26 protein-coding genes are annotated in these 25,086 nt (G+C 61.4%); 14 read left to right on the top strand and 12 right to left on the bottom strand.

What is annotated here, in order from left to right; genetic code table 11:
* Nucleotides 1-150: 150 nt before the first annotated feature.
* Entirely contained in the window at nt 151-435 is a 285-nt protein-coding gene (locus AB8A33_RS08980; protein ID WP_439092424.1) for a His-rich protein BRANT, read from the bottom strand.
* Between the two features lie 304 nt (nt 436-739).
* Here AB8A33_RS08980 and AB8A33_RS08975 point away from each other — a divergent pair, with 304 nt between their 5' ends.
* The 5 genes from AB8A33_RS08975 (at nt 740) to AB8A33_RS08955 (ending at nt 4,958) form a co-directional block, all read left to right on the top strand.
* Nucleotides 740-1,315: a tetratricopeptide repeat protein gene (locus AB8A33_RS08975; RefSeq protein ID WP_439092423.1), complete on the top strand. Its 576-nt coding sequence runs from the start codon at nt 740-742 to the stop codon at nt 1,313-1,315.
* A gap of 115 nt (nt 1,316-1,430) precedes the next feature.
* Nucleotides 1,431-2,819, top strand: a complete 1,389-nt coding sequence (locus tag AB8A33_RS08970; protein WP_439092422.1) for a serine hydrolase domain-containing protein — start codon at nt 1,431-1,433, stop codon at nt 2,817-2,819.
* A 122-nt stretch (nt 2,820-2,941) separates the two neighbouring features.
* On the top strand, nt 2,942-3,721 hold the full coding sequence (locus AB8A33_RS08965) for an NAD kinase (protein WP_439092421.1): 780 nt from the start codon (nt 2,942-2,944) through the stop codon (nt 3,719-3,721).
* Between the two features lie 87 nt (nt 3,722-3,808).
* On the top strand, nt 3,809-4,354 hold the full coding sequence (locus tag AB8A33_RS08960) for a response regulator (protein WP_068731951.1): 546 nt from the start codon (nt 3,809-3,811) through the stop codon (nt 4,352-4,354).
* 22 nt (nt 4,355-4,376) lie between these two features.
* The gene (locus AB8A33_RS08955; RefSeq protein WP_439092420.1) at nt 4,377-4,958 is read left to right on the top strand and encodes an Hpt domain-containing protein; all 582 of its coding nucleotides are present in this window, start codon (nt 4,377-4,379) and stop codon (nt 4,956-4,958) included.
* 128 nt (nt 4,959-5,086) lie between these two features.
* On the opposite strand, the gene AB8A33_RS08950 is transcribed toward AB8A33_RS08955, so the two are convergent.
* Nucleotides 5,087-6,259, bottom strand: coding sequence for a DUF2336 domain-containing protein (locus AB8A33_RS08950; RefSeq protein ID WP_439092419.1), 1,173 nt, complete (start codon nt 6,257-6,259; stop codon nt 5,087-5,089).
* Nucleotides 6,260-6,560: 301 nt separating this feature from the next.
* Nucleotides 6,561-7,550 (bottom strand): transglycosylase SLT domain-containing protein, encoded by a 990-nt coding sequence (locus tag AB8A33_RS08945; RefSeq protein WP_439092418.1) that lies wholly within the window; start codon nt 7,548-7,550, stop codon nt 6,561-6,563.
* A gap of 227 nt (nt 7,551-7,777) precedes the next feature.
* On the opposite strand from AB8A33_RS08945, the gene AB8A33_RS08940 reads away from it, so the two are divergent.
* Nucleotides 7,778-8,473: a hypothetical protein gene (locus AB8A33_RS08940; RefSeq protein WP_439092417.1), complete on the top strand. Its 696-nt coding sequence runs from the start codon at nt 7,778-7,780 to the stop codon at nt 8,471-8,473.
* Nucleotides 8,474-8,491: 18 nt separating this feature from the next.
* On the opposite strand, the gene hisI is transcribed toward AB8A33_RS08940, so the two are convergent.
* Together hisI and folE are read right to left on the bottom strand one after the other, a co-directional pair.
* Entirely contained in the window at nt 8,492-8,932 is a 441-nt protein-coding gene (hisI, locus tag AB8A33_RS08935; RefSeq protein WP_439092416.1) for a phosphoribosyl-AMP cyclohydrolase, read from the bottom strand.
* A gap of 102 nt (nt 8,933-9,034) precedes the next feature.
* Nucleotides 9,035-9,757: a GTP cyclohydrolase I FolE gene (gene folE, locus AB8A33_RS08930; RefSeq protein WP_439092415.1), complete on the bottom strand. Its 723-nt coding sequence runs from the start codon at nt 9,755-9,757 to the stop codon at nt 9,035-9,037.
* A gap of 486 nt (nt 9,758-10,243) precedes the next feature.
* Between folE and AB8A33_RS08925 the strand changes: the two genes are divergently transcribed.
* Entirely contained in the window at nt 10,244-10,774 is a 531-nt protein-coding gene (locus AB8A33_RS08925; RefSeq protein ID WP_439092414.1) for a hypothetical protein, read from the top strand.
* A 323-nt stretch (nt 10,775-11,097) separates the two neighbouring features.
* A complete protein-coding gene (locus AB8A33_RS08920; RefSeq protein ID WP_120286909.1) occupies nt 11,098-11,562 on the top strand; it encodes an iron-sulfur cluster assembly scaffold protein in 465 nt (154 codons plus the stop codon).
* Between the two features lie 11 nt (nt 11,563-11,573).
* On the opposite strand, the gene AB8A33_RS08915 is transcribed toward AB8A33_RS08920, so the two are convergent.
* Entirely contained in the window at nt 11,574-12,512 is a 939-nt protein-coding gene (locus tag AB8A33_RS08915; protein ID WP_439095892.1) for a hypothetical protein, read from the bottom strand.
* 237 nt (nt 12,513-12,749) lie between these two features.
* Here AB8A33_RS08915 and yidD point away from each other — a divergent pair, with 237 nt between their 5' ends.
* Nucleotides 12,750-13,088 (top strand): membrane protein insertion efficiency factor YidD, encoded by a 339-nt coding sequence (gene yidD, locus AB8A33_RS08910; protein WP_439092413.1) that lies wholly within the window; start codon nt 12,750-12,752, stop codon nt 13,086-13,088.
* Here the strand turns inward: yidD and AB8A33_RS08905 are convergent.
* Nucleotides 13,085-13,642 carry a DUF3574 domain-containing protein gene (locus tag AB8A33_RS08905; protein ID WP_439092412.1) on the bottom strand — a complete coding sequence of 186 codons (558 nt, stop codon included), beginning with the start codon at nt 13,640-13,642 and terminating at the stop codon, nt 13,085-13,087. The genes yidD and AB8A33_RS08905 overlap by 4 nt on opposite strands.
* Nucleotides 13,643-13,658: 16 nt before the next feature.
* Here AB8A33_RS08905 and AB8A33_RS08900 point away from each other — a divergent pair, with 16 nt between their 5' ends.
* Nucleotides 13,659-13,985 (top strand): hypothetical protein, encoded by a 327-nt coding sequence (locus tag AB8A33_RS08900; RefSeq protein WP_439092411.1) that lies wholly within the window; start codon nt 13,659-13,661, stop codon nt 13,983-13,985.
* Here the strand turns inward: AB8A33_RS08900 and AB8A33_RS08895 are convergent.
* The gene (locus AB8A33_RS08895) at nt 13,982-15,106 is read right to left on the bottom strand and encodes an MFS transporter (RefSeq protein WP_439095891.1); all 1,125 of its coding nucleotides are present in this window, start codon (nt 15,104-15,106) and stop codon (nt 13,982-13,984) included. The genes AB8A33_RS08900 and AB8A33_RS08895 overlap by 4 nt on opposite strands.
* A 197-nt stretch (nt 15,107-15,303) precedes the next feature.
* Here AB8A33_RS08895 and thrS point away from each other — a divergent pair, with 197 nt between their 5' ends.
* The 3 genes from thrS to AB8A33_RS08880 all read left to right on the top strand — a co-directional run bounded on the left by thrS (nt 15,304) and on the right by AB8A33_RS08880 (nt 18,244).
* A complete protein-coding gene (gene thrS, locus AB8A33_RS08890; RefSeq protein WP_439092410.1) occupies nt 15,304-17,337 on the top strand; it encodes a threonine--tRNA ligase in 2,034 nt (677 codons plus the stop codon).
* 4 nt (nt 17,338-17,341) lie between these two features.
* On the top strand, nt 17,342-17,554 hold the full coding sequence (locus AB8A33_RS08885; protein WP_068731927.1) for a hypothetical protein: 213 nt from the start codon (nt 17,342-17,344) through the stop codon (nt 17,552-17,554).
* A 123-nt stretch (nt 17,555-17,677) separates the two neighbouring features.
* Nucleotides 17,678-18,244, top strand: coding sequence for a nitroreductase family protein (locus AB8A33_RS08880; protein ID WP_439092409.1), 567 nt, complete (start codon nt 17,678-17,680; stop codon nt 18,242-18,244).
* A gap of 7 nt (nt 18,245-18,251) precedes the next feature.
* Here the strand turns inward: AB8A33_RS08880 and AB8A33_RS08875 are convergent, their stop codons facing one another.
* A complete protein-coding gene (locus AB8A33_RS08875; protein WP_439092408.1) occupies nt 18,252-20,720 on the bottom strand; it encodes a putative bifunctional diguanylate cyclase/phosphodiesterase in 2,469 nt (822 codons plus the stop codon).
* 241 nt (nt 20,721-20,961) lie between these two features.
* Nucleotides 20,962-22,032, bottom strand: coding sequence for a hypothetical protein (locus AB8A33_RS08870; protein WP_439092407.1), 1,071 nt, complete (start codon nt 22,030-22,032; stop codon nt 20,962-20,964).
* Nucleotides 22,033-22,261: 229 nt separating this feature from the next.
* Here AB8A33_RS08870 and AB8A33_RS08865 point away from each other — a divergent pair, with 229 nt between their 5' ends.
* Nucleotides 22,262-23,314 (top strand): patatin-like phospholipase family protein, encoded by a 1,053-nt coding sequence (locus AB8A33_RS08865; protein ID WP_165827008.1) that lies wholly within the window; start codon nt 22,262-22,264, stop codon nt 23,312-23,314.
* 11 nt (nt 23,315-23,325) lie between these two features.
* On the opposite strand, the gene AB8A33_RS08860 is transcribed toward AB8A33_RS08865, so the two are convergent.
* The gene (locus AB8A33_RS08860) at nt 23,326-23,754 is read right to left on the bottom strand and encodes a CBS domain-containing protein (RefSeq protein WP_439092406.1); all 429 of its coding nucleotides are present in this window, start codon (nt 23,752-23,754) and stop codon (nt 23,326-23,328) included.
* Between the two features lie 238 nt (nt 23,755-23,992).
* Nucleotides 23,993-24,775: a rhomboid family intramembrane serine protease gene (locus AB8A33_RS08855; protein ID WP_439092405.1), complete on the bottom strand. Its 783-nt coding sequence runs from the start codon at nt 24,773-24,775 to the stop codon at nt 23,993-23,995.
* Nucleotides 24,776-25,086 lie beyond the last annotated feature (311 nt).

The following is a 25,086-nucleotide window of genomic DNA, read 5'->3' as shown; positions in this document are numbered from 1 at the left end:
ATTCGCATCTCGGTGACAGACCCTGAGCAAACGAACCGGCCTGCTGCGCCTCAGGGATGTTATGCATCCCAGGGGATAGGTGCAGCAGGCCGGCCATTGAAACTCCGCGATCGCGGCTGGGCAATATGAGGCCGCGGCCGCGGAGCCCCCTCAGCCGCGCTTGTGCGCGACTGTGGTCTGGATGGCGGTGTGCTTATGAACTTGGTGAGTGCTCATCTTCTTGTGGAAGCGATGATGAGGACGGGCATGGCGGTGATGATGGCGGACCATTTTCGCATTTGCGTTCAGCACGCCGGGCTTGGCCTGCACCTTGTTATCGGCCGACGTCACCGGCTTGGTGATCGGTGCCGGCGTGGTCTTGGCGATACCGGCAGCCATCGCGGGCGCCGCGAGGATCGAAGCGGCAATCACAGCAGCGGAAAACATCTTCAACATGGTCGTCTCCTGTCGGTCTCGATCACGAAGTTGACCGGTCGGTTGGCCGGGCTTGTCGATCAATGCAGTCAGACTAGCGACGCTGGGCTGAACCCACTCTGAGGGAGCCGGACAGACTTCGTTCATCTCGGTGACATCCTCGTCATGATCGGCTGGGTCAGGCGTCCTGCCCCAAGTCTGGGGTCTCAAGTCTGCCGCCCCAGGTCCGCCCCCCTCAGCAAAAGCGGGAATGAACACCCACGCCCGGTGTTCACAACCTGTGACTTCCGTGTCAGATTATTGCTGTTGCAAACAGGAGCGCTGCATGACCCACCTCGCGATCAGGCTGACGACGCTGGCAATGTTTTCCGTGGCCGTTGCCGCCACGCCCTCGTTGACCCCGGCATTCTTTGCCCCGGCCTATGCCGCAGGCGGCGATACGCCTTCCGCACCGCCGGCGTCCGACACCAAGGGCACCAAGGACAAGAAGAAGAAAACCGAAACCAGGAATCCGAACACCGAGAATGCCGCGTTCCTCGCCAACTATCGCGCGGCCTATGCCACGGTCTATGACAAGCAGGATTACACGGCGGCCATCGCGCAGCTCAAGGCGCTCGGCCAGGACGACCGCGCCGATGTCGCCAACCTGATCGGCTACTCCTATCGCAAGCTCGGCGACTACAAGGTCTCGCAGATCTGGTACGAGCGCGCACTGAAGGCCGACCCCGCCCATGTCCGCACCTGGCAGTATTATGGTTTGTGGCAGGTCGAACAGGGCAACCGCGATCAGGCCCAGTATCATCTCAACAAGATCGCGATGCTGAGCGGCAAGGACTCCGCCGAATATAAATCGCTCGCTGCCGCGCTGGAAAAGGCGCCGGGCTCCGGTCCCACCTACTGATCCCGTTCGCGGATCAGTCAGCCGGTGCAATCCTTCGGATTGTGCCGGCTTTGTTATGGCTGAGAGATCTGTTCATATTCGCGGCTGCGACGCTCTCCTCACATTGAGACCTCTGATGGATCCCTGGCTGAAGCCCGCACTCGACTACATCCACGACTGGCTCTCATTCCAGATGGCAACTACACAGCAACCCGGCTGCCTCGTGGCCATCGCGCATCGCGGCAAGATCGTCGCTGAATATGCCTTCGGTCACGCCGACCTCGCGACCGGCGAGAAGCTGACGCCGCGGCATCGCTTCCGGATCGCCTCGCATTCGAAAAGCTTCACATCTGCCGGACTGATGAAGCTCCGCGAGCAACGCAAATTGCGCCTCGACGATCCCGTTGGCGACCATGTGAAAGGCCTGCATCCGCAGGTCGCTGCAACGACTATCGGACAATTACTGTCGCATAGCGCCGGCCTCACGCGCGACGGCGTCGATGCCGGGCAGTTCATCGACAGCCGCCCCTATCTCGACAAGAAGGAGCTATTGTCCGAGCTGCAGCAACCGCCCGCGATTGCGCCCGGCACTCGGCTGAAATATTCCAACCATGGCTTTGGCCTGCTCGGCCTCGTCATCGAATCTGTCACCGGCGAGCCCTATCGCGAATGGATCAGGCGCGAGATCATTGATGCGGTCGGCCTGCGCGAGACCCAGCCCGACATGCCGCTGACAAAGGGGGCGCCCCTCGCGCAAGGTCATACGCCGCGGCTTCCGCTCGGCCGCCGTCTGGTCATTCCCGGCGACACGCCGTGCCACGCCATCACGCCTGCTGCGGGCTTCGTCAGCACCGCAGCCGACATCGCGCGCTTCTTCGCGCAGCTTGCACCCAATGCAAAGCACAGCGTGCTGTCTGCGGCGGGCCGGCGTGAGATGACGCGGCGGCACTGGCGCAATCCGCACGCAACTATCGAGAGCTATTACGGCCTCGGCACCATGAACGGCACCACCGCCGGCTGGGACTGGTTCGGCCACAATGGCGGATTTCATGGCTATATCTCGCGCACCGCCGTGATCCCGGCCTGCGAGCTGACGATCTCGGTTTTCACCAATGCCACCGACGGCTGGGCGCCCATCTGGGTTGATGGCGCCATGCATATCCTGCGCGCATTCGCCCAGCGCGGCGCGCCGCAGAAGCGCGTCCGCGACTGGACGGGACGCATGTGGACTTCATGGAGCGCGTTTGATCTGGTGCCCATTGGAGACCGGGTGCTGGTCGCCACGCCTCAGGCGATCAATCCCTTCATGGACGTCGCCGAGATCGAGGTGACCGGCAAGGACAAGGGCACGATCACCGCGGCCGCGGGTTATTCCAGTTATGGGGAAGCAGTCCGGAGGGTCCGTGGCAAGACCGGGAAAGTGACCGAGGTTTGGCTCGCCGGCAGCAAATTAAGGCCCGAAAAGGCGGTCGCGGAGGAGCTGACCCGCAAATATGGAGCAACCGGGCGCCGCTCGCCCCGTTAACGATGCGGCGCTCCCTGCGGCCCGGCCGTCTCAAAGACCTGCTATCCTTTCGCTCGACAAGCCCCAGCGAGGTCGGCTAGACGACCCCGCGCAATCACGCAGCATGAGCCGGCGATCCCCTGATGAACCCGTCCAAGCGCTATGACCGGATCGCCTTCGTGGCCAGTACCAGTGCGGAGGCGCAAGCGGCGCTCGACCAGCTGACACAGCTCTATGGCAATGCCGATCCGGCCACTGCCGATATCATCGTAGCCCTCGGCGGCGACGGATTGATGCTGAAGACGCTGCACGACTTCATGCGCACAGGCAAACCGATCTACGGCATGCACCGCGGCACCGTCGGTTTTCTGATGAACGAGTTCTCGACGCATGATCTGCATACGCGCCTCGCCGCGGCGCGCGAGACGTTGATCAATCCCCTGCTCATGCGCGCCACGGACGTCCATGGCGACGTGCACATCCATCATGCCATCAACGAGGTCTCGCTGTTTCGCCAGACGCATCAACTGGCGCGCCTGCGCATCCTCATCGATGAACGCGAACGGATGGCCGAACTTGCCGCCGATGGTATCCTCGTGGCTACGCCGGCCGGCTCGACGGCCTATAACCTGTCGGCGCAGGGTCCGATCCTGCCGATCAATGCCGCGCTGCTGGCGCTGACGCCGATCAGCGCGTTCCGCCCGCGGCGCTGGCGCGGCGCGCTGCTTCCCAATACGGCGATCGTCGCAATCGAGGTGCTGGAAGGCGAAAAGCGCCCGGTGGCGGCCGTCGCCGACAACGAGGAAGCCCGTGACGTCCGGCGGGTCGAAATCATCTCCGACAAGTCGATCTCGATGCGCATGATGTTCGACCCCGGCCACAGCCTGGAAGAACGCATCCTGAGCGAACAGTTCGGATATTGAGGCGCCTGCCCGCCTCAACCATTCGTTAAGACGCGGCGCGGTATGGTTAACATCGGGTAACGGTCCCAGCCCGGTTCGAGCCGCATCATGTTCCGTATCGACTTCAACAAGCTGCGTTTTCTGGTCTGCGACGACAATCCGCACATGCGGCGCATCCTGCGCACGCTGCTGCATTCGTTCGGCGCCCGCGAAGTCTACGAAGCCGAGGACGGCGCCACGGCGCTGGAAATGTACAGCCACTATGTGCCGGACATCGTGATCGCCGACTGGGCGATGCCGATTTTCGACGGGCTGGAACTCGCGCAGATGATCCGGCAGCCGGATTCCAAGGGCAATCCCTACGCGCCGATCATCATGCTGACCGGCCACTCCGAGAAGCGCCGCATCACCATGGCGCGCGATGCCGGCGTCACAGAATTTCTGGCCAAGCCGATCTCAGCCAAGGGCCTCTATCTGCGCATCATGAGCGTGGTCGCTCATCCCCGCCCCTTCATCAAGACGAAGAACTATTTCGGGCCCGACCGCCGCCGCAACACCACCGTCGCCTATATCGGACCGGAACGCCGCAACGGCGGTGAAGCCGAGGTTCTGCAGCAGCCGTCGCTGCTGGATAAAGCCCGTGTCACTGGCTAGCGCAATGTTCGGAGAAACGCCCATGGCCAAGAACAAAGCGCCGGCGCCGCCGAAGGTGCAGGCTTTCGCCGATCACCAGGTCATCACGCCGCCGAACACGCTGAAGCATGCGATCCGCCGCGTGATCGATCGCGACCTCGACGATCCCGTCGCGCGCGCCGAACAGGCGCTGGCCAATCTCTCCGGCGAGTTCAAGACCTGGATGCGCAGCGAATGCGACCGCCTCTCTGCGGCGCATACCGTTATCCTGAAAAAGGGATTCGACACGCAGACCCGCGGCGAGCTGTTTCGTGCGGCGCACGACATCAAGGGCGATGCCTCGACCTTCGGCTTCCCCGCAGCCGGCGCAGCCGCCGAGAGCCTGTGCCGAATTCTCGAACACGCTCCCGATCTCGATACTGTGCCAACGGACCTGATCCAGCATCATATCGACGCGATCCAGGCGATTGTCCGCGAGCACAACACCATCGAGAAGGCCGGCGTGGCCAACGAACTCAGCACCCGCCTGCGTGCTGTCGCGGATGACTATCTGATGGTGGTCAATCGCGATCGGCCGGACCATCTCGAGATGATCTCGGCGCCAAGCATAGTGCCGAAAGAGTAATTGCGCTCGATCCAGCTTCGCTTTCTCGTCATGGCCGGGCTAGTCCCGGCCATCCACGTCTTTCTTCGCTCATAGCCAAGGCGTGGATGCCCGGGACAAGCCCGGGCATGACGGAGTTAACCGTGTAGCTACGCCGCGATCAGCTGATACTCGTCACGCGCACTCGCCTGCTCGGCCAACTCGTCGCAGAACACACGCGCTTCCTCGCGAGCCGACTCCGTCGCGAAACGCCGCAGCAGGATCAACAGCGGCTCGGACGCCGCCTCGTCGGTTTCGCAAACAGTCAGCACTCGCTCGACCATGCGACGGCGCAGACGCACGGCGCCACCGACGGAGCCGATGAAACCAATTTCATCGCGCGCAGCGAGCGCAGCGCGGAAGGCAGGAAAAGTCGACTCCGGAAAGCCCGCACGCATCAGCAGCGCATTCAGCCCGGCACCGACGCCGTCATAGACCAGCGCGGCCACGCGGCTCTGCGACAGGCCGGACAGCTCCACCAGCGCCTGATCGAACAGGTCGAGATTGCCCGACAGCAGGGCGCGGAGGATCAGTCCGACAGTCAGTTGCCCGGCTTCGCGCAAGTGATGCACGAGTTCGCGCATCTCGTCGCCGCGCGAACGCGAGGCAATGTTGACCGTGGAGCGCGCCATCGCCTCGTCGGCAATGCGCTCGGCACGATCCGGCGACAGCCAGTTCCGTGCAACGACGAAGCGGGTCAGTGTTTCCGAGAGCTTGGCCACCAGCGCGAGGCGCGTCGTGGCTGGCAGGTTGTCGAGGGCCAGCATCGCTTCGCGGATGGCGGCGAGATGGCCGTGACGTTCGACGATACGGTCCCAGGAGAATTGCGCCAGTTCGGCATATGGATTTTCGATCAGTTCGAGCGCTGCAGCGGCAGAACCGACTTCGGCAATGGCGGCGCAGATCGAGATCGGCAGATTGATGCGGCGCGCGACGGCGCATTGCAGTTCGCTGTTGCCGGTGGCGACGATATCGACCAGATCGGCATCGATCAGCAGCGGCGAATGTTCGAGCACCGGAAGCGACACGCATGGCTGATCCACCGACAGTGCCTGCACGATGGCCGGGGGCGCCAACGGCGCGCGGGCGAACACCTGCGCCATGGCCTGGCGCACCAGCGGCGATGCATCATCGAGCAGCATCAGCAGCGCGCCTTCGGCGGCGGCACGGTCGTCGTCTGAAAGATCAGAAAAAATCCAGGCCCGCGCCAAAGAGCGCGTTGCCTCTGCCCGCTCGCTGGCTGGAGCGGTCCGTACCCAACTAATGAACTGCCGAACAATCATGGTTCTGCCAGCCTACGCAACAAGATCAACACCGAAACGCGATGCCACTGTCAGAGAAAATAAACCATCCCACTTAACAAACGGTTCACCATAAGCTTATGGGTTTGTTGAGGTTTTATTAAGGGATCGGACATGCGGGGAAATGTGCGGCCTGCCCCAGACGTCTGCCACGCGGATAAAACGCGGCGCAATCCGACATACGGTCGTCGGAAGATAGTAGTGTATTTGAAAGTGTAGTTCAGGCCTGTGGGATAAAATCCAGACTGTGCCAAGCCGTATCCGAACTGCGTTAGCGCACTACCTAACTACTAAAAGTTCCGGCGCGATCGCTGAACAGATCGAGGGGTTTTGGCACGCCGACTTCAGGTGCCTTCGGCAGCGACGTGGACGTCAGTGACGTGCGGTTGCCCCACAATTCCTGAACGGCCGGCGACACAGGTTGTGCACGATCGCCACCCTGGAACAGCGACCGGAAAATCGGCTGTTCCTGCACGGCTGTCGATGACTGATCGGATGCAAAGCTTGCGACCTGCGCCGTGCTCAGATCCGGGAAGCGCGACAGGAAAGTCGCATTGCTGGACGGCGTCAATGGCGAGACTGCCTGCGCCGTCACCACGCCAGTAGATGCCATCGCCGTCCGTGTCGCCGTGGAATTCGCAGCACTATCATAGCGTGCCGACAGCACCGAATAGACCTGCGACACGCTGCGCGCGCTGCCGCTCTGATCGTAGAAGATTGACCGGTTCGCTGCGGCGGCATTGGGAAACAGTGCAGCGCCCGATGCGCTCGGATTGTTCGCCGCATTGTTGATCAGCTTGGAGGCGCCGCTTACGCCCATGAAATGCGCCATATAGAGTTCGGCATCGCTCGGACGACGGCCGATCTCGCCCGTAAGCTTGAAACCGTTGGACTGCGTCAGCACGCCGGCCATCGCTGAACTCGCGACAGGATCGTCACGCAGTTTCAGGATCTCGGCCTTCGCAGCCGGATCGCTCACCGAATAACTTCCCGACGGCGACTTGGTGATGGCGTCGGCATATTTGCCGTAGCCGAGCTGCGTCCCGGCTTCCTTCACGGTGCCGAGCCAGGTCTGCTCGATGAACTGGAACAGGCCCTTGGCCGAGGATGTCGAGGCCGTGGCTGAGGGATTGAAATTGGATTCCATCTTGGCGGTGGCGAGCAGATATTCGAAGCTCGTGCCCGTGGTGCCGGCAGCATTCTTGATCGCGCCGGTCACCTGACTGCGCGTTGACGAGAGTGCTGATGCGAGGTTGGTCGCGTCGACCGCCATAGTGTGGTGCCCCGCTGCCGCGAAACGACCACCGGGAATCGTGCCCTGTCAGCCGTGCGGAAGCCGCGGACACAGTGGGACATTCATGGTTAACGAAACGCTAAGAGGGTTTTGGCGCCCGGCACCTCCATCTTTGGTTGCATATTTTACAGAGCATTAACGCGAGGGTGTTTCCGTATGTGTCTGACGGAGATTCGCTCCCGTCGGCAGCGGGAATGGAGATCACGATGGTTGCGGTCGCAAATCGCGCAAACGCGCGTTCGACGTCAGGACAACCGTGGGACAAGGCGTCCCCCGCCGCCGTTGCCTCCGCCAAACCATCCGCCTCATCCGACAAACCTGCAGCTGCGCCGGTAGCCGCAGCCGCCTTCGTATCGCTGTCAGACCGCGCCAAGGCGGTCATCGAAAAGGCCAAGGCCGATCAGGCCGCGACCGAAGGGCTCACCGATACATTCGACGAAATGCTGACAAAGCGGACCGACGCCCTGGCCGACCGCCTCTCCAAAGCGTTCGAGAAAATGAACATCCCGCCGGAATATGCGACGCATATGAAGGTCGACAAATTCGGCAGCGTGACCGCCGAAGGCCCCTGGAAGGCCAAGATCGAGAAGATGTTCAGCGACGATCCGGCGCTCGCCAAGGAGATGAAGGAAGTCTCGGGCCTGAATGCCCTGAAGGCGGCGCAAGCTTCGCTCGATCTCTATAACGAGCAGAAAAAATCGACCAATAGCGAAGCGAAACAGGCGGAAGCCTGGAAGAACTACAATATCCGCTCGATGAACATCCAGACCCTTTCTGGCGTCATGACCATGAAGGACGGAAAACTGCGGTCGGCGGCCGTCGATTACATGGACATGATCGCCGATCCAACCGGCATCAGCGCCGCCAAATCCCGGCAGGATTTCGCCAGCCGACTGGCGTGACCGGAGATCAGCGCCAGTTCAGCTTCCGTAGACCGACGCCGGATCGAACACCTTGTCCGCATCGATGAACGACACCTTCGCTGCTCCAGCCTCGCCCTTGGTGATCGCGCGGTAGAAGCACGAGCGACGGCCGGTGTGGCAGGCGGCTCCGCCGATCTGCTCGACCTTGATCCAGATCGCATCCTGGTCGCAATCCATCCGCATCTCGACCACGCGCTGGGTCTTGCCCGAGCTCTCGCCCTTGCGCCATAGCGCCTTGCGCGAACGGCTGTAGTACCAGGCATCGCCGGTTTCGATGGTGTTGCGCAGCGCTTCTTCATTCATATGCGCCACCATCAGCACGTCGCCATTCGCCACGTCCGTCGTCACGACGGTGACGAGACCGGCGGCATCAAATTTCGGCGTGAGCGCGAGACCTTCTTCGAGATCATGGCTGTGCGCGTGCGATGTATTGGACACGGAAAATCTCTCGCTGTGGTCGTCAAACGAAAATCGGGCGCCTGATGCGCCCGATACTCTAGCAGCAAATCACGATCGCCGCGCGATCTGCGCGACGTGGGTTTAGCGCGACATGGACTGGATCATCGATATGAACCGCGCCTGCTCGGCAGGATTGTCGCGGAAGTTGCCGGTGAAACGCGTGGTGAAGGTACGCGAGCCTTCCTTGCGGATGCCGCGGGCCGACATACAGGTGTGCTCGGCTTCAACCATCACCGCAACGCCGCGCGGCTTCAGCACTTCATCGACCGCGGCGGCAAGCTGCGCGGTCAGATGCTCCTGAGTCTGCAGCCGATGGCCGAAGATATCCACGAGACGCGCCAGCTTGGAGAGACCCACAACGCGCTCCACCGGCGTATAGGCAATATGCGCCTTGCCGTAGAACGGCATCATGTGATGCTCGCAATGGGAGACGAAGGCCATGTCGCGGATCAGCACGAAATCGTCATAGCCCGCGGTCTCGCCGAAGGTCCGGTTCAGGACCTCGGCCGGGCACTGATGATAGCCTTGGAACAGCTCGTCATAGGCCTCGACCACGCGCCGCGGGGTATCCATGAGGCCTTCGCGCTGCGGATCCTCGCCGATATAGGCGAGCAAAGTCTGCACGGCCTGCTCCGCCTCGGCGCGCGAGGGGCGTGGTTGGTCGGGATTTACCGCCGCAGCCAGAAACTCGGCGGGATCGAGCTCCGCCGGCCGGAATTCCTGCACTTTGCTCTCGGCAGATCTGATTTCAGAAGATTTGCCATCGGGGGATTTGCCGCGAAGCGGCTTGATCACTGCGTCCATCTTTACTCCGTTCGACCGGCCCCACGGGAGGCCGGAGTGTCACCGGGCAGACGGGGCGGCCAAGCCGCCGGACGCCTGAGTCCGTCAATAAAACATCGTCTTGCGACAATAACACCGAGCCCGCCGAACTGAATTCTCAAATTCCGGCGATCTGGAGAACGCCCGGCGCTCTGTTGGCCGGGCTCCGCCCTATATAGTGAACCATTACGACTGTTGCCAGCCATCAGGCTACCCACTCATCACATTTAAATCGTTGGTCTTTTTCCTATTATTCCCAGTACGCCATTCAACGGCAATGGGGGCAGTTCCCATGTGAGCCTAGGGTGATGACCCGATACTTCAGAACGGCACGGAGGAACAATCTCGGCAGCGCGCATCGCGCCAAACAGCCCCCGCGCGACTCTTATGGAGGACGCTGGTTCTGAGGGAGCTGCGAGAAACAGCGCGAACGATCGGTAACCCAGGCATTGGTTGGAGGAAAAGGCGATGGCGGCATCCTGCAGGTATGAAATCAGCATTCTGAAACACGACGAGCAAGAAATCGTTCTTGCTACTCATCATCCCGCCATCGGCGAATTAACGCGCGACAAGCTGGAGAGCCTTCGTTCGAGGCTACGGGATTTTCATGGCAAGGAGCACACCCTAGCGCGGCACCGACAGCGCGAAGCAAGAGGAAAAGCCGACCCGCGGGGCAGCAGCTTTTCCGGCACAGCCGAGCATGCAACTCAGCGCAAGCAAGTCTTCGTTGCCGCTATAAAACGCGTTAGCAAGGAGCTAAAGCGCCTGCAGAACTTCGAAGCGAAAAAGGACCTCGGAGAGGCCGCCAGGCGCGCACTGGTCCTACGACGGGCCCAGCAATTCTCTCGACCGCAGAATGATCTTCGCCCTGGTGAAGGAATGCGCTCCATCCCGAGCCGGCGCCGGAATATCAAGATTCCTCCTTCACGGATTGGGAGGGTGTCGCAGGCGAACAAGCGCGCGCAGGCTCGACGAGACGTCAGCCGCGGAAGCGATTAAGCGGCGCGGAGGAATCCGAGATTCTCTATCTGTCTCAAGGATGAGCGCCGGCTGATCGAAGGCATCGAGCCTTTGGGTCTGTTCCCCGATCACGGATCGCATGTGATCCGATCGGCGTGCCTTCATTCTGAAGATGTTGGGCGGTCGCTAGAGTGTCCCTACATGACGTGCAAAATCCGTGCGTCGCCAAAAACATAACTGCTCACAGACCATTGAAACTGCTGATCTTTTATTTCGTGGAATGGACGCTATATAGAGTCCAGTTCCTCGCGCGCCAAGAACGTGATCCCGGTGACCGATGGCACAGTTAAGGTCCGAACCAGATGCTGAACGACATCTATAACAAGCGCATCATCGAGCTCGCCGGTAACATTCCCCGGCTGGGCCGCCTCCCTGCCCCCGATGCGTCTGCCACCGCCCACTCCAAGCTTTGCGGATCGACCGTCAAGATCGACCTCATGATGGATGCCGATGTGGTCACCGACTTCGCCCATGACGTGAAGGCCTGCGCGCTTGGCCAGGCCTCGTCGTCGATCATGGCGCGTCATGTGGTTGGCTCGACTGCCGAAGAATTGCGTGCGCTGCGCGAGACTGTGCGCAAGATGCTGAAGGAAAACGGCGCACCGCCATCGGACGGAAAGTGGGCAGATATCGCCCTGCTCGAACCGGTCCGCGACTACAAGGCGCGCCACGCCTCGACGCTTCTCACATTCGATGCGGTCGTGGACGCCATCGGGCAGATTGAAGCCAAGTCAAATACCGGAGCCAGCCAGCCGACGCCGGCGTAACGCCAGCGCGGCTATTTCCCTGACGGTGCCGATGCGACGCCGCCAGTCGGCACCGAGGCCTCGGCCGTCTTGGTCGACTTCGTCGAAGACACGACCGGCGCCGAAGCGACCGGGGTCTTTTCATTCTCCGGCCCGCTCACGAAACGATCCTGTACCGACTTCGGCACCAGTGACGCGACCGGCGCCTCCTGCTCGCGAGGCTCGGGCAACACGTCACCGACACTATGGCTGGTGACGAGATTGGTCAGCTTCAACTCGGCTTCCGTAAGCCGATGCAGATCGTCCCACGGCGGCACGCTGAGCGACAATGACAAGAGATCACCGGTGCCTCCCATGTCGAAGGTGTATTTGGCGAGACGGCCGATATCCCGCTCGACGATCATCAGATCGTTTGCCGTATAGCTCGCAGCCTTCGGATCGTCGGCGCGGTCGCCCATCCAGATCTGATGGACGCGTACAAGAGATTCCTCGGCCACATAGCGGGTCTTGCCCGCCAGTAGCAGGAACACGCACATGGATTCGCAATAGGCCTGCGGCACGACCGCCGGCTTCATGACGCCCGAGGATGATTGCAGGTCGACCGTGATACCGACTGTGGTGCGCAGACCAAGCTTGCGCCAGCGCCGGCCCATGGTGATGGCGTCATTGACCGAGCCGCCGCTGGAATCCAGCACCACTGTCGCGTCAGTCAGATCGCGGCCCTTGGAAAACTCGTCGAAATCCCTGACGGTGTCGCCGGTGACAATCCCCACCGCACCGATCCAGCCACGGCAATTCGGCTCGCAGGCAACCCAGGTGAAGCGCATCGGGAGTTTGCGTTCTTCGAGAACCGCCGCAGCTTGGGCAGAGGACGCGACCGAAGCCAGCAGGCTGGCCGCGAGTCCGGGAAGAACGATGCAAAAGGCCGCGGCGCGAAACAGCGCCGAACTACCTGATCGAAGCGACCTCATACGTCCCAAGTCGGATCCTTCCCCGCACTCTCATGAGCAATGGCAACGGCCCCAAACAACGCTCATGATTCTGTCACACGGGCGTTACGTGAAAACCTAACGGGCTTCGCCGCAGCGTCCAGTTACTTTTGCTGCACTGCATGCGATAAATTGGCAGGTGTGTCTCCAATGCATAAGTAGATGGGTTCCATGCAAAGGAACCGGGCAAAACCCGGCTGATCTGATAGCAATCCGACCATGAAACATTCATCCATGTGCCCGAACTGCGCCGGTACTATTCAACGGCTGCCGCGCAATGCCGGTCGCGGCATGATCTGGATATACCGCCACACGCTGTCCCCGCTCGTCGGATACAATTGCCGTCACCTGCCAACTTGCTCCGTCTATGGCGACGAAGCGATCGAGCGTTACGGATTGTGGGCCGGCGGCTGGATGACACTGGCCCGGCTGCTCCGCTGCCAGCCATGGGGCACTTCGGGAATCGATAACGTGCCGGCCAAGCTGTCGCCCGATGCCCATTGGTACACACCGTGGCGCTACGCGCGCTGGCGCGGCGTCAATGACAGCGCAAACTAGAAGCTTACGCAGGCATTGCCGACCTTCGTGAGCACGGACTGCTGACTGAACTGCCGCTTATAGCTTTCCGCGATGGCAACGAGATCGGCACGCTTCTGAGCGTCGTCGGCGAAAGTGATCAGAACGACCTTTGCCCTTTCGCGGACATCAACATTACGCACGCCGTCGCGCCACTGCCCGTCTCCATCGATGACGGTGAGACCATCGGGAAAGCGGGGCGTGATTTCCCTTGCAACGAAATTATCAAATGCAGATTCGCTGATAGCAAGCCGATCGCCAATGTTGCGGCCGAAGATCATCTCCGCAGACACCATGATGCGCGACGGCGGCAGACAGGCTTGCGGCGGCAGCCATGCACAGCCGCTCATCAGCACACTGACTGTTAATGTAGCAATGCATGCGGAGAACAGTTGGCGGATATGTCGCGGCACACCGAACCTCGAATTATCAAAGCTATTTTTACAAAATGTCTGCTGGCGGGATTGTTGAATAACATTTGATACCATAGGGTGCCGCCACTTCATCTCGCCAAATTCATCTTCACTTAACATCATTGCCCGGGGCACTCAGGTGGAAGACGGCCTATACGAAGTACATTTTCATACTATTCATGGCACCGGGACCGGCGTCGTCTATGCAATCGGCGGAAAGCTGCGCGGTGGAAACTCCGCTTTCGCCTTTATGGGCAACTATCAAAACAGAGGCGAGACCATCTCCGTCAGGGTGTCGTCGAAACGCTACAACCCGGACCAGAGCTTCAAGTCGGTCTTCGGCTTTGAAGGTGTCACACTGGCATTGACCGGCCGCGTCAATGGCGACCTGCTCGATTTCGAAGGCAGTGCGCTGCAATTGCCCGGCGTGCCGTTCAAGGCGCAACTGACCCGCATCTGCGACTAAGCGACACGTCCCGACATTTTACGGCTGAACACGATGGCCACCAGTGCCGTCGTCAGGAAACCCATCGCGACAAACCCCGAAGTCTGGAAGTATCCGCCAGCGAACAGCGCGCCACCGATGCCGGATCCGATCGCCTGACCGACATAGAGCATCGACGTGTTGAGCGACACCGATGCTGCTCCAGCCGATGGCGCAGCTCCGATCAGCCGCACCTGCTGCATTGAGGTGATGGCACCGAAGCCGAGTCCCCAGATCGCGACGCCGAGCGCCATCACCGGCAGCAGGCCCGCACCGAAACTCCATACGGTTATTCCCGCAAGCGCCAGCGACGTGGACAGGATGGACGTATTGAGCGCGCCCCAGCCATCGACGATCCGCGTCGCGGTCATGATGCCGAGAAAGCCGCAGACGCCATAGATCGCGAAGACGGACGCTGCCGCATCGTGCCCTGCCCCGGCGAGCCGCTCGAGGAGCGGCGCCATGAATGTGAAAATCGCAAACTGCCCGGAAAGCTGTAGCGTCGTGATGATCAGCAGCAGCACGACCAGACGATTGCGGACCAGCGAAGACCAGGTGCCGAGATCGACAGGCGCGCCAAACAGCCCGCGCGGCAATCGCCACGCCAGCAGCATGAAGCTCAAGCAGCTCATCACACCGACGGATGCGTAAACTTCGCGCCAGCCATAGCGGCTGGCAATGAAGGTCACCAGCGGCAGACCGACCGCAGCTGCCAGCGTCCAGCCGAGAAACACATAGGCAACGCTGCTGCCACGCTTGTCCGGAGGCACCAGCATCCCGACCGCGCCCGCGGCCTGCGGTGTGTAGGGCGCGGCAGCGACGCACATCACCAGGCGGATCGCCACCAGCACGGCAAAATTCGGCGCGAAGGCCGATGCGAGATTGCCCGCCGCGACCACCGCGATGATACACAGCAACAGATGCCGCCGCTCGATCCGGCTGGTCAGCCACGACATCAGGGGCGAGCAGATGCACAGCATCACTGCGCCGAAGGTGATCAAAAGCCCCGCCTCGCGGATGGTGACGCCCAGTCCCGCCGACAACTCGCCAAGCATCGCCGTCGGCCCTATCAGGCCAATGCCGGTGACGAAATTGCCGATCATGAGTGCGGTGGGGGCGTAGGGGCGAGCGACTGTCAAGATGTCGCATCTTATGGATGCAACTGCATGCAAGTCAAACCTGCCCGCCAAGCGTGCAAATAAGGTCAGCCAGACTGGTGTTGCAACGCCCGAATCGGCTGCTATACCGCTCGTCCGCTTACCTGCGCCCGTGTGCAGGAGTGAGCCACAGGAGAGAAGACATGACTGAGAATGAAGGCTCGGGATTCAAGTTCGGCCTCGCCAACCTTACCCCCGCCGAAACCAACCACATCACCGTTACTTTCCCGGACGGCGCCAAGCGCGAATTCGCGAAGGGCACGACCGGTTTCGAGATCGCCAAGGGCATCTCGCCGTCGCTGGCCAAGCGCACCGTCGCGATGGCGCTGGACGGTACCGTCTCGGATCTTTCCGATCCGATCGACGCCGACGCCAAGATCGATTTCATCAATCGCGACGATCCCCGTGCGCTGGAGCTGATCCGGCACGACGCCGCACATGTGCTCGCCGAAGCGGTGCAGGCGCTGTGGCCGGGCACCCAGGTGACCATCGGTCCGGTGATCGAGAACGGCTTCTATTACGATTTCTTCCGCAACGAGCCGTTCACACCCGAAGATTTCGGCGCGATCGAGAAGAAGATGCGCGAGATCATCGCGCGCGACAAACCGTTCACCAAGGACGTCTGGGATCGCGAGAAGACCAAGCAGGTGTTCCGCGACAAGGGCGAAGCCTTCAAGGTCGAGCTGGTCGACGCCATTCCCGGCAACGAGCCGATCAAGATCTACTACCAGGGCGACTGGTTCGACCTCTGCCGCGGCCCGCATATGACGTCGGTCGGCAAGGTCGGCAACGCCTTCAAGCTGATGAAGGTGGCCGGCGCGTATTGGCGTGGCGACAGCAACAATCCGATGCTCACGCGCATCTACGGCACGGCCTTCGCCAAGCAGGAAGACCTCGACGCTTACCTCAAGCAGATCGAGGAAGCGGAAAAACGCGACCATCGCAAGCTCGGCCGCGAGCTCGATCTCTTCCACTTCCAGGAAGAAGGCCCGGGCGTCGTGTTCTGGCATCCCAAGGGCTGGACCATCTTCCAAGCGCTGATCGCCTATATGCGCCGTCGCCTCAATGGCGACTACAGCGAAGTCAATGCGCCGCAGATCCTCGACAAAGTGTTGTGGGAGACCTCGGGCCACTGGGAATGGTATCGCGAGAACATGTTCGCGGCGCAGTCGGCCGGCGACGAAGCCGAGGACAAGCGCTGGTTCGCGCTGAAGCCAATGAACTGCCCCGGCCATGTGCAGATCTTCAAGCATGGGTTGAAGAGCTATCGCGACCTGCCGCTGCGCCTCGCCGAATTTGGCGTCGTGCATCGCTATGAGCCGTCGGGCGCCATGCACGGTTTGATGCGCGTGCGCGGCTTCACCCAGGACGACGCGCATGTGTTCTGCACGGAGCAGCAGCTTGCCGACGAGTGTCTCAAGATCAACGACCTGATCCTGTCGACCTATTCCGACTTCGATTTCGGCGACATCGTGGTCAAGCTATCGACGCGGCCGGAGAAGCGTGTCGGCACCGACGAAATGTGGGATCACGCCGAGCGCGTGATGGCCACCGTGCTGTCCGTGATCGAGAGCCAGTCCGGCGGTCGCATCAAGACCGAGATCTCGCCGGGCGAAGGCGCATTCTACGGACCGAAGTTCGAATATGTGCTGCGCGATGCCATCGGCCGCGACTGGCAGTGCGGCACCACGCAGGTCGATTTCAATCTGCCGGAACGCTTCGGTGCATTCTATATCGACGCCGACGGATCGAAGAAGGCGCCGGTCATGGTGCATCGCGCGATCTGCGGTTCGATGGAGCGCTTCATCGGTATCCTGATCGAGCACTTCGCCGGCAACTTCCCGCTCTGGCTGTCGCCGGTGCAGGTGGTGGTCACCACGATCACCTCGGAAGGCGATGAATACGCCAAGGTCGTCGCCGCGGCCGCGCGCAAGGCCGGCCTCCGCGTCGAGATCGATCTGCGCAACGAAAAGATCAACTACAAGGTCCGCGAACACTCGCTGGCCAAGATCCCTGCCCTGCTCGTCGTCGGCAAGAAGGAAGCCGAAACCGGCCAGGTCTCGGTGCGCCGTCTCGGCAGCGATGGCCAGAAGGTGAGTTCGCTCGAGGAAGCCCTTGCCGCACTGGTCGATGAGGCGACACCGCCCGACGTGAAGCGCACACAGGCAGAGGGCTGAGCCGATGAGCGACGATGAAGAGATCGAGATCGAAGCCTATCCGCTTCGGTCCTATCAGCTGATCGCCGATCCCAACCGACCGGACGTGGTTGCGCTGGCATTCGAGACGGAGCGTGGCCACAGCCTCTATCTGGCCTCACGGGCCGTGCTGGAGGATCTGGGTCGTGATCTGCTGGACCGTGCCTCCAAGATGCCGGAGCACAAAACGGTCAGCTAAGCGGATGCGCGCGGTCACAATCCGTCTAAATCAGCAAGGCCCGCCTCGTGGCGGGCCTCTTCGCGTGGTAAGCGGTCATACAATTCCTGCAAGATCTGCTCATCCTCATCTGCGAGACTGCCCGTGCCCGACATCATCGACTTCCTGAAGACCCGCCGTTCCGTCAAGCCGCGCGAAATGACCGGCTCCGGCCCCTCCTCCGCTGAACTCGAAACCATCCTGACCATCGGGGCACGCGTGCCGGACCACGGCAAACTGGCGCCGTGGCGCTTCATCATTTTCGAAGGTGATGCCCGCAAACGCGCCGGCAACGTCATCGCCACCGTGTTCGCGCGCAAGAACCCCGATGCGCCGGTCGAGGATATCGAGGCGCAGAAATACAAACTGACGGAAGCGCCGCTGGTGATCGGCGTAGTGAGCATCATCAAGCCGCATCCGAAGATTCCGCCATGGGAGCAGGAACTGTCCGCAGGTGCGAGCTGCATGAACATCGTGTCGGCCGCCACAGCCATGGGTTATGGCGCCAACTGGCTGACCGGCTGGATGGTCTATGACCGCGACGTGCTCGAAGGCCTCGGCCTCGCCGCCAATGAAAAACTGGCCGGCTTCATCCATATCGGCGGCAAACCCGACAAGGTCATCGAGGACCGGCCGCGGCCAGAACTCAAGGACGTTGTGACCCGGTTCTGAACCGGATTTACGCAGCCTGGGACGCCTGGCTGCCAAACCGGCGCAGCAGGTTCTCGATTTCCGATGCTGGCTTCGCAGGGCTGAACAGAAAGCCCTGCACCTCATTGCAGCCCTCCGCACGCAGCCAGTCGAGCTGATCAATCGTCTCGACGCCCTCGGCTGTCGTGGTAATATTCATGCTGCGGCCGAGTCCTGAGATCGCGCGTACGATGGCGACACAATCGGGGCGCTCGATCAGATCTTTCACGAAAGACCGGTCGATCTTGATCTTGTCGAACGGAAAACTCCGGAGATAGCTCAGGCTGGAATAGCCGGTGCCGAAATCGTCCATCGAGATGCGGACGCCCAGCGCACGCAACTGATGCAGGATCGCGAGATTGGCCTCGGTTTCCGCAAGAAAGACCGACTCGGTGATTTCCAGCTCCAGGCGATGCGGCGACAATCCGGAATAGGCCAGCGCGGCGACCACGACCTGCACCAGATTGCGGCTGCGGAACTGCACCGGCGAGAGATTGACCGCCACCTTGATATCATCAGGCCATTTGGCTGCTTCTGCGCAGGCCCTGCGCAGCACCCACTCGCCGAGCGTGACGATGAGGCCGATATCCTCGGCGACGGGGATGAAATCGGCCGGCGAGATCATGCCCTTTTCAGGGTGCTTCCAGCGCAGCAGCGCTTCGAAGCCGGTGATGCGGTCCGCGGCCAAATCCACCAATGGCTGGTAATGCAATTCAAAGTCGCCATCGGCGAAAGCGCTGCGCAGATCGAGCTCCATGTCGCGGCGCTTCTGCGCCTGGCGATCCATCTCGCGCTCGAAGAAGCGATGCACACCGCCGCCTTCGGACTTGGCCCGATACAGTGCCATATCGGCATTACGCATCAGCTCTTCGCTGGTATCGCCATCGCCCGGTGACATGGCGATACCGATGCTGGCGCCGATCACAACTTCGACGCCGTTCATGTCATAGGGTGCGCTGATGATCTCGATCAGCCGCGCGGCAAAATCGTTGGCTTCGTTGGGTGTGATATCGGCCGCCAGCACCACGGCAAATTCGTCGCCGCCCAGCCGCGCCGCGAGATTGTTGCCGCGGACCTCGGCGCGCATCCGCGCGGCGACCATCTTCAGCAGCCGATCCCCCATCGGATGACCGAATGAGTCATTCACGTTCTTGAACAAGTCGAGATCGATGCAGAGAACCGCGACATGCTTGCTCGGATCGTCGTGATCCAGCGCCTGGGCCAAACGCTCCTGATAGAAGGTACGGTTCGGCAGGTCGGTCAGGGCATCGTGATGCGCCATATGCGCCACGCGCGCTTCGGCCTTGCGACGTTCGGTAATGTCGACGACAGCCACGAGGAACCCGTCGCGGCCTTCGAACATCACGCGGCGGCCATAGGTCAGCACCTCGATCTCGCTTCCGTCGGCCTTCAGGTGGCGCCAGTTGCGATCCGACTGATAGATATCTCCGAGCTGCATCAACGCGCGCGTATGAATCTCCCACTCGTCGCGCGGCCAGATTTCCTTGAGCTGCATGCGGAGGAAAGCGGCGCGATCGTATCCGTAATGCGCGACAGCCGCGTCATTGACGCTGAGAAAGTCCATCGTCTGGGCATCGAACACCCACATCGGCATCGGGTTGCTGTCGAACAGCAGCCGGAACGAGGCCTCGCGGCGCTTGATGTCGGTGACGTCGGAGACCGTGAGCGACACGAGATCGCCGAACGCCGTCGCGCTGAGCCGAAGGTTCCGATCATCGCTGTCAATTTCGAGCTGACCGCTCTGGCCATTGGCAATCATGGACAGCAGCCATTTCGTCACGCTCGGCAGCGACAATGCGTGGCCGCCTGCGCTCAGCTTGCGCCACTGAAGGTCGGTGGGTGATACTTTCAGCAGGCGCGAAGCGCCCTGATTGTGATGCACGATCTGGAAGTCAAAAGCCTGGCTTGCGGAATCCCGGATTGCCGCAAGCGACACGATGCCTTCGTCCGTCGACGAGAAGATCGCATCGACCAGATTGTAACGGGTGCCCTGTTCGTTGACATAGACGCCGACCAGTCGCCCGCCCCAGCGTGACGCTGTCGGCAGCGCCAGAATGTCATAGGTGTGGACGAGACCGTCACGTACGCAATGCGCCACCATCAGATGCGGCCGGTTGGCCTGCAAGGCGCAGTTCGCGGCTTCCGTTAGCGCACGCACGCAATCAGGCGCCAGCACCTCGAGCGGAATGTCCCAACGATCGTCGCCCAACCACTGTTGCACATAGCGTCCGCTGCGTGACACTTCGAGCGTCTCACCTTCGACCTTCAGCAGGACAATGTGATCGGCCATCCGCCCAAGACTGCCGAGCATCACTTCTTCATAGCCGGGCAGAATCTGACCGGGACGAACGGCCGCCCGCCATTTGCGTTGCAAGGCGGGAATGTCGTCGAACAACTTGACGTCCGGGCTTCCGGATAGCTGTCTGGCCGCGGTCACGACATCCCCTTCGGAACACTTGTAGCGATACGTGCTATTCGGGCTATGAGGATTAACGTCATGTAAACGTTCCGCGGCCGCGGACGGCAACGACGTGTTGTAACGCGACAAACTGGCACGATGGTTAGTTGGCGATTCAGGACCATGACACGCGCATGACAATTCATTCGCGTTTGAAGCGTGTTGTCTGCAACGAGATCTTTGTTCTGGACGAGATTGTTGAGTAGCCTGCGAGCAGCAGTTAGCGCGCGATGACTTCGATCTCGCCGTCGACACCATTCACGACATTGAAGGGGCGCTCGAACACCTTGCCTTCGTTCTTGGCGATGGCGCGATATTCGCCTTCCGCCAGCGTGACGCGCGGGAATGCGCCGATCGATTCCTTGATGACGTCGCCTGCCGGCGTGATCACCGACCATGCGGTGTTGGCCAAGGCCTCGCCGCCCTTGTCGCTCACCAGCTTCATGGTGATGACCGCCGCACGATGTGTGATCGTCACGTCGGTGAGCTTGCTCGCCTGCACGCGAATATCCGAGCGCACTACCGAATTGGCGTCGCCGTAATTCGAGATGATGTAGTAGGTGCCTTCCTGCAGCAACACGACATCGCCGGCGGGAACGCTCGGCAGCAGCGGCGTGCGCTCGCCGCCTTCGAACTGGCTGCCCTTGTAGATCGAGAACGAGATCTGGTTCTGCGGAATCTTTGTGGTGCCGACGCGGCCCTCGATCCGCAATCCGCCCGCGGGGAGCACGAACGCTTCACGATCGGTCTCGGACTTGATGGTCACCGGACGAACGGCACTCACAAGGCCCAGCGCCACATGGACCACATAGCTGCCCGGCGGCAGCACGATGTTGGGCGTGGCGCCGCGATCCTCGCGGATTAGCTTGAAGGCACCGGTCTCATCTGGCCGATCGGAATAGACCCGCCAGACCAGACCGCTATTGATGACCGGCATATCCTTGCCATAGCGCGCCGTCAGCGCCAGCACGCCCTGTGCGGGCCCCGTTGGAGCAGCCTGGACCGGCGACGGCACAGGCGGCGCCACATTGGCGACCGGAGGCTGGGTCAGTGGCGCCGGCAACAGGGGGGTGGAAGCAGGACCGGACGGCGGCGCGAGGCTGATGGCCGGCCCCGATGGGACATCCGGGATCGAGCCCGGCGGAATCGGCGCCGGGCGATCCGAAAAGAACTGCGCGGACGCTGTCCGGGGCAAGGCAACAGCCTGCAGCAGAGCGAGAGCCAGCACCATAGCTAGCCGTCCGCTCCGGCCGGATGTTCGCAAATCATGGCCCCATGCAGTCATGGTCATGCTTTTCACCCAAAACGCGACAAATTCAAGCCTTGACGCGGCAGTCCCGCCGCCAGACCCACAATCGCGTGAGGTTCCCAGGAACCGGTGCACCGTGCGGTAACGGGTCGCTCTGCAGTCACATTTGGTGCCTAAATCTCGCAAACGCGACATAAATCATGAATTAGCTACCGTCTGGAATGATGGCGTTGCTGCATTTAATATCGGCGGCGTCGTCAAGGAGCTTTGTGTGCTGGAGATTTTGATGGGGCGCGGCCAGAATGGCGCGAACGGTCGCGACAAGCCTGGTTTGGGAAGCGTTCGACGTCCGATCATCGGTCTGGCGCTCGGCGGCGGTGCCGCGCGCGGTTTCGCCCATATTGGCATCCTCCGCACATTGCTTGCCCACGGCATCGTCCCGAACGTCGTGGTGGGCACGTCGATCGGTGCCGTCGTTGGCGGATCCTATGCTGCCGGCCACCTCGATACGCTTGAGGAATGGGCCCGCGGTTTGCAACCCCGCAATATTCTCAGCTATCTCGACATCCGCCTGAACGGTTCGGGCCTGATTGGTGGCAACAAGCTGGCCGCGCAGCTCGAAGCATCGCTGGGCCATACGCTGATCGAAGACCTCCCGCTGAAATTCGCCAGCGTCGCCACCGAAGTTCGCACCGGTCATGAAATCTGGCTGACTCATGGTCGCCTGGTCGATGCGATGCGTGCGTCCTACGCGCTGCCGGGCATCTTCTCGCCGGTTCTGGTCGGCGATCGCTGGCTGGTCGATGGCGCGCTGGTCAATCCGGTGCCGGTATCGGCGGCGCGTGCTCTGGGCGCCGAGATCGTCATCGCAGCCAATCTCAGCAATGACGTGTTTGGCCATTCGACCACGATTTTCGACCATGGCACGGGACCGGAAGTGGCCGAGCCCATCATCGAAGTCGAAGAACCGAAGCGCGGTTTCAGCAAGTTCTTCTCGGCGGAGCGCACCATGAAACGCGAATTCTTTGGCGGCGGCGGACGACCGGGTATCTCTACCGTAATGGTCGATGCCTTCAACATCATGCAGGACCGCATCACCCGCGCGCGCCTTGCCGGCGATCCGCCGGATCTCCTGATCGCACCACGCGTTGGCCGCATTGGCTGGTTCGATTTCCACCGCGCCGAAGAAATGATCACGCTCGGCGCGCGTGCCGCAGAGCGCGCTGTCGAGTCCATTCAAGAGGCGATCGAAATCCTCGCCCCCGAAGTGGCAAACTCGCCTGCGCCCGTCGTTGCGCAGAAGCCGACCACTTCGCAGAGCTGAGCGCGGCGGGCTCAGGCCGTCGCAATATATTCGCGCAGCGCTTCCTGTTCGCGTTCGAATTCACGCAAGCGAAATTTGACGACGTCACCGATCGAGATCAGGCCAACGACCTTTTCGTCCTCGATAACGGGCAGATGCCTGAATTTTCCAGTCGTCATCTTTTCCATGATTGCACCGACCGTATCGGACGGTTTGCAGCCAATGACCTTGTGCGTCATCACGGCGCTCACGTCTTCATCCAGTGCCCCGGCGCCGCGCTCTCCAATCACCCGCACGATATCACGCTCGGACAGGATACCATCGATGTGGTGATGGCTCATCACCAGCACGGCACCTATTTTTCGCTGTGACAGCAGCTGCACCACCGACGAGACCTTATCGCTCGGCGAGACGCTGATGATCTGGTGGCCTTTGGAATCGAGAATTGCACGTACCGTCATTGTCGCCTCCTAAGTCGAACCATGCCCTTTGTCGGGCGCGGTCTTTCATTCTTGGGTCGTCAGACAGACGCAGTGTAACAGCGCAGTTCAACAGTCGTTCAGATGTGGTGATCGAACTGACACACCGTTCGCGCCGGGAACGGGATCGACCTCAAGGGCCGAACCTGCCAACGTGAGTCACCTGTCGAATACATAAGATGGATCAAATGCGTCGGCCTCGCAAGAAGCCGGTACACGCTCAATGCAGGTCGGACATGTCCGGAGACGATGTCTGCGAACCCGTGCGCTGCAACCTCGGAATGGGATCGAACAGCGAGAATAGCAGCAGCCCGGCGAAGAAGCCGCCGATATGCGCCTGCCATGCAACGCTCGCCCCGTCTGCACCGATCGCAATCGAGCCGACGCCGAAGATGATATTGACGCCGAACCAGACCGCCAAAAATCCGATTACACGCGGATCGCGCAATGAACGCAACAGCGGAAGCGCCGGCACCCGTGCCGCTTCATCGGCATCGCCGCGGTTGAATGACAGGAAGCTGCCGCGCACGAAGGCAAACCGGATGGCCGCGGCCATGGCGCCGGAGACCGAAGCCGAGGCGCCGATCATCGGGGCGAGCGCGTGTTCATGGGTAACCAGATGTGCAGCGGCGCCAGCCACCGCCGTCACCGCCATGAAGATGAAGAAGCGGACCGCGCCGAAGCGCCGCGCCAGCGCGCTGCCGAACGGCAGCAGCCACAACACATTGAAGCCGATATGGCTGAGATTGGCATGCAACAGGGAGTAAGTGACGAAACTCCAGACCTTGGCGCCATTGCCGCCGGGAAACGGCATGGACAGCAGCGTTTGGTCGTAGCGCTTCGGAATGAAACCGAAGACCTCAATGGTCCAGTATTCCAGATCCACCGGCAGCAGCATGCGAATGATGTGGATCACGGCGAGCAACCCGACATAGGCCGTCAGCGCCGCCGGCAGGGTCAGGATCGGTTCACGCGGAGGAGCGGGGGAATCCAATGTGTCCAAGGGAATAACGGCCTGTCAGCAGCTCTGGCGAGCGATGCCCCAGATAGTCGGCTTTGCCGGTGCGGTGCAAGCTCAGGATCGCCGCAGGACTGCAAACCCGCCTGAAAAGAAAAAGGGAGAGCCTCTGAGAAAGGCTCTCCCGGGTCCGTCTTGATCTTTTCCCGCGGATGGATGTCCCGGTGTGCCGGACAAGCCGACATCCCCACCCCTCCCCGCGTGACGACCAATTCTGTTTTCAGCCACCTGTTTATCGAAGCGCGTCACGAACTGCTGGAGACAGTCCGCTCCGCTCTGGAGTGAGGAGAAGACTA

The organism is Tardiphaga sp. 813_E8_N1_3, assembly GCF_051811025.1.
In the GTDB taxonomy this organism is placed as follows: Bacteria; Pseudomonadota; Alphaproteobacteria; order Rhizobiales; family Xanthobacteraceae; genus Tardiphaga.
Note: the sequence above shows the minus strand (reverse complement) of the source record. Positions and strands in the feature narration are given on the sequence as shown.

Bases quoted from the DNA above. Each gene is read 5' to 3' on its own strand.
- AB8A33_RS08980 (WP_439092424.1), bottom strand. From the start codon at position 435: ATGTTGAAGATGTTTTCCGCTGCTGTGATTGCCGCTTCGATCCTCGCG.
- AB8A33_RS08975 (WP_439092423.1), top strand. From the start codon at position 740: ATGACCCACCTCGCGATCAGGCTGACGACGCTGGCAATGTTTTCCGTG.
- AB8A33_RS08970 (WP_439092422.1), top strand. From the start codon at position 1,431: ATGGATCCCTGGCTGAAGCCCGCACTCGACTACATCCACGACTGGCTC.
- AB8A33_RS08965 (WP_439092421.1), top strand. From the start codon at position 2,942: ATGAACCCGTCCAAGCGCTATGACCGGATCGCCTTCGTGGCCAGTACC.
- AB8A33_RS08960 (WP_068731951.1), top strand. From the start codon at position 3,809: ATGTTCCGTATCGACTTCAACAAGCTGCGTTTTCTGGTCTGCGACGAC.
- AB8A33_RS08955 (WP_439092420.1), top strand. From the start codon at position 4,377: ATGGCCAAGAACAAAGCGCCGGCGCCGCCGAAGGTGCAGGCTTTCGCC.
- AB8A33_RS08950 (WP_439092419.1), bottom strand. From the start codon at position 6,259: ATGATTGTTCGGCAGTTCATTAGTTGGGTACGGACCGCTCCAGCCAGC.
- AB8A33_RS08945 (WP_439092418.1), bottom strand. From the start codon at position 7,550: ATGGCGGTCGACGCGACCAACCTCGCATCAGCACTCTCGTCAACGCGC.
- AB8A33_RS08940 (WP_439092417.1), top strand. From the start codon at position 7,778: ATGGTTGCGGTCGCAAATCGCGCAAACGCGCGTTCGACGTCAGGACAA.
- folE (WP_439092415.1), bottom strand. From the start codon at position 9,757: ATGGACGCAGTGATCAAGCCGCTTCGCGGCAAATCCCCCGATGGCAAA.
- AB8A33_RS08925 (WP_439092414.1), top strand. From the start codon at position 10,244: ATGGCGGCATCCTGCAGGTATGAAATCAGCATTCTGAAACACGACGAG.
- AB8A33_RS08920 (WP_120286909.1), top strand. From the start codon at position 11,098: ATGCTGAACGACATCTATAACAAGCGCATCATCGAGCTCGCCGGTAAC.
- AB8A33_RS08915 (WP_439095892.1), bottom strand. From the start codon at position 12,512: ATGAGGTCGCTTCGATCAGGTAGTTCGGCGCTGTTTCGCGCCGCGGCC.
- yidD (WP_439092413.1), top strand. From the start codon at position 12,750: ATGAAACATTCATCCATGTGCCCGAACTGCGCCGGTACTATTCAACGG.
- AB8A33_RS08905 (WP_439092412.1), bottom strand. From the start codon at position 13,642: ATGATGTTAAGTGAAGATGAATTTGGCGAGATGAAGTGGCGGCACCCT.
- AB8A33_RS08895 (WP_439095891.1), bottom strand. From the start codon at position 15,106: ATGATCGGCAATTTCGTCACCGGCATTGGCCTGATAGGGCCGACGGCG.
- thrS (WP_439092410.1), top strand. From the start codon at position 15,304: ATGACTGAGAATGAAGGCTCGGGATTCAAGTTCGGCCTCGCCAACCTT.
- AB8A33_RS08885 (WP_068731927.1), top strand. From the start codon at position 17,342: ATGAGCGACGATGAAGAGATCGAGATCGAAGCCTATCCGCTTCGGTCC.
- AB8A33_RS08870 (WP_439092407.1), bottom strand. From the start codon at position 22,032: ATGACCATGACTGCATGGGGCCATGATTTGCGAACATCCGGCCGGAGC.
- AB8A33_RS08860 (WP_439092406.1), bottom strand. From the start codon at position 23,754: ATGACGGTACGTGCAATTCTCGATTCCAAAGGCCACCAGATCATCAGC.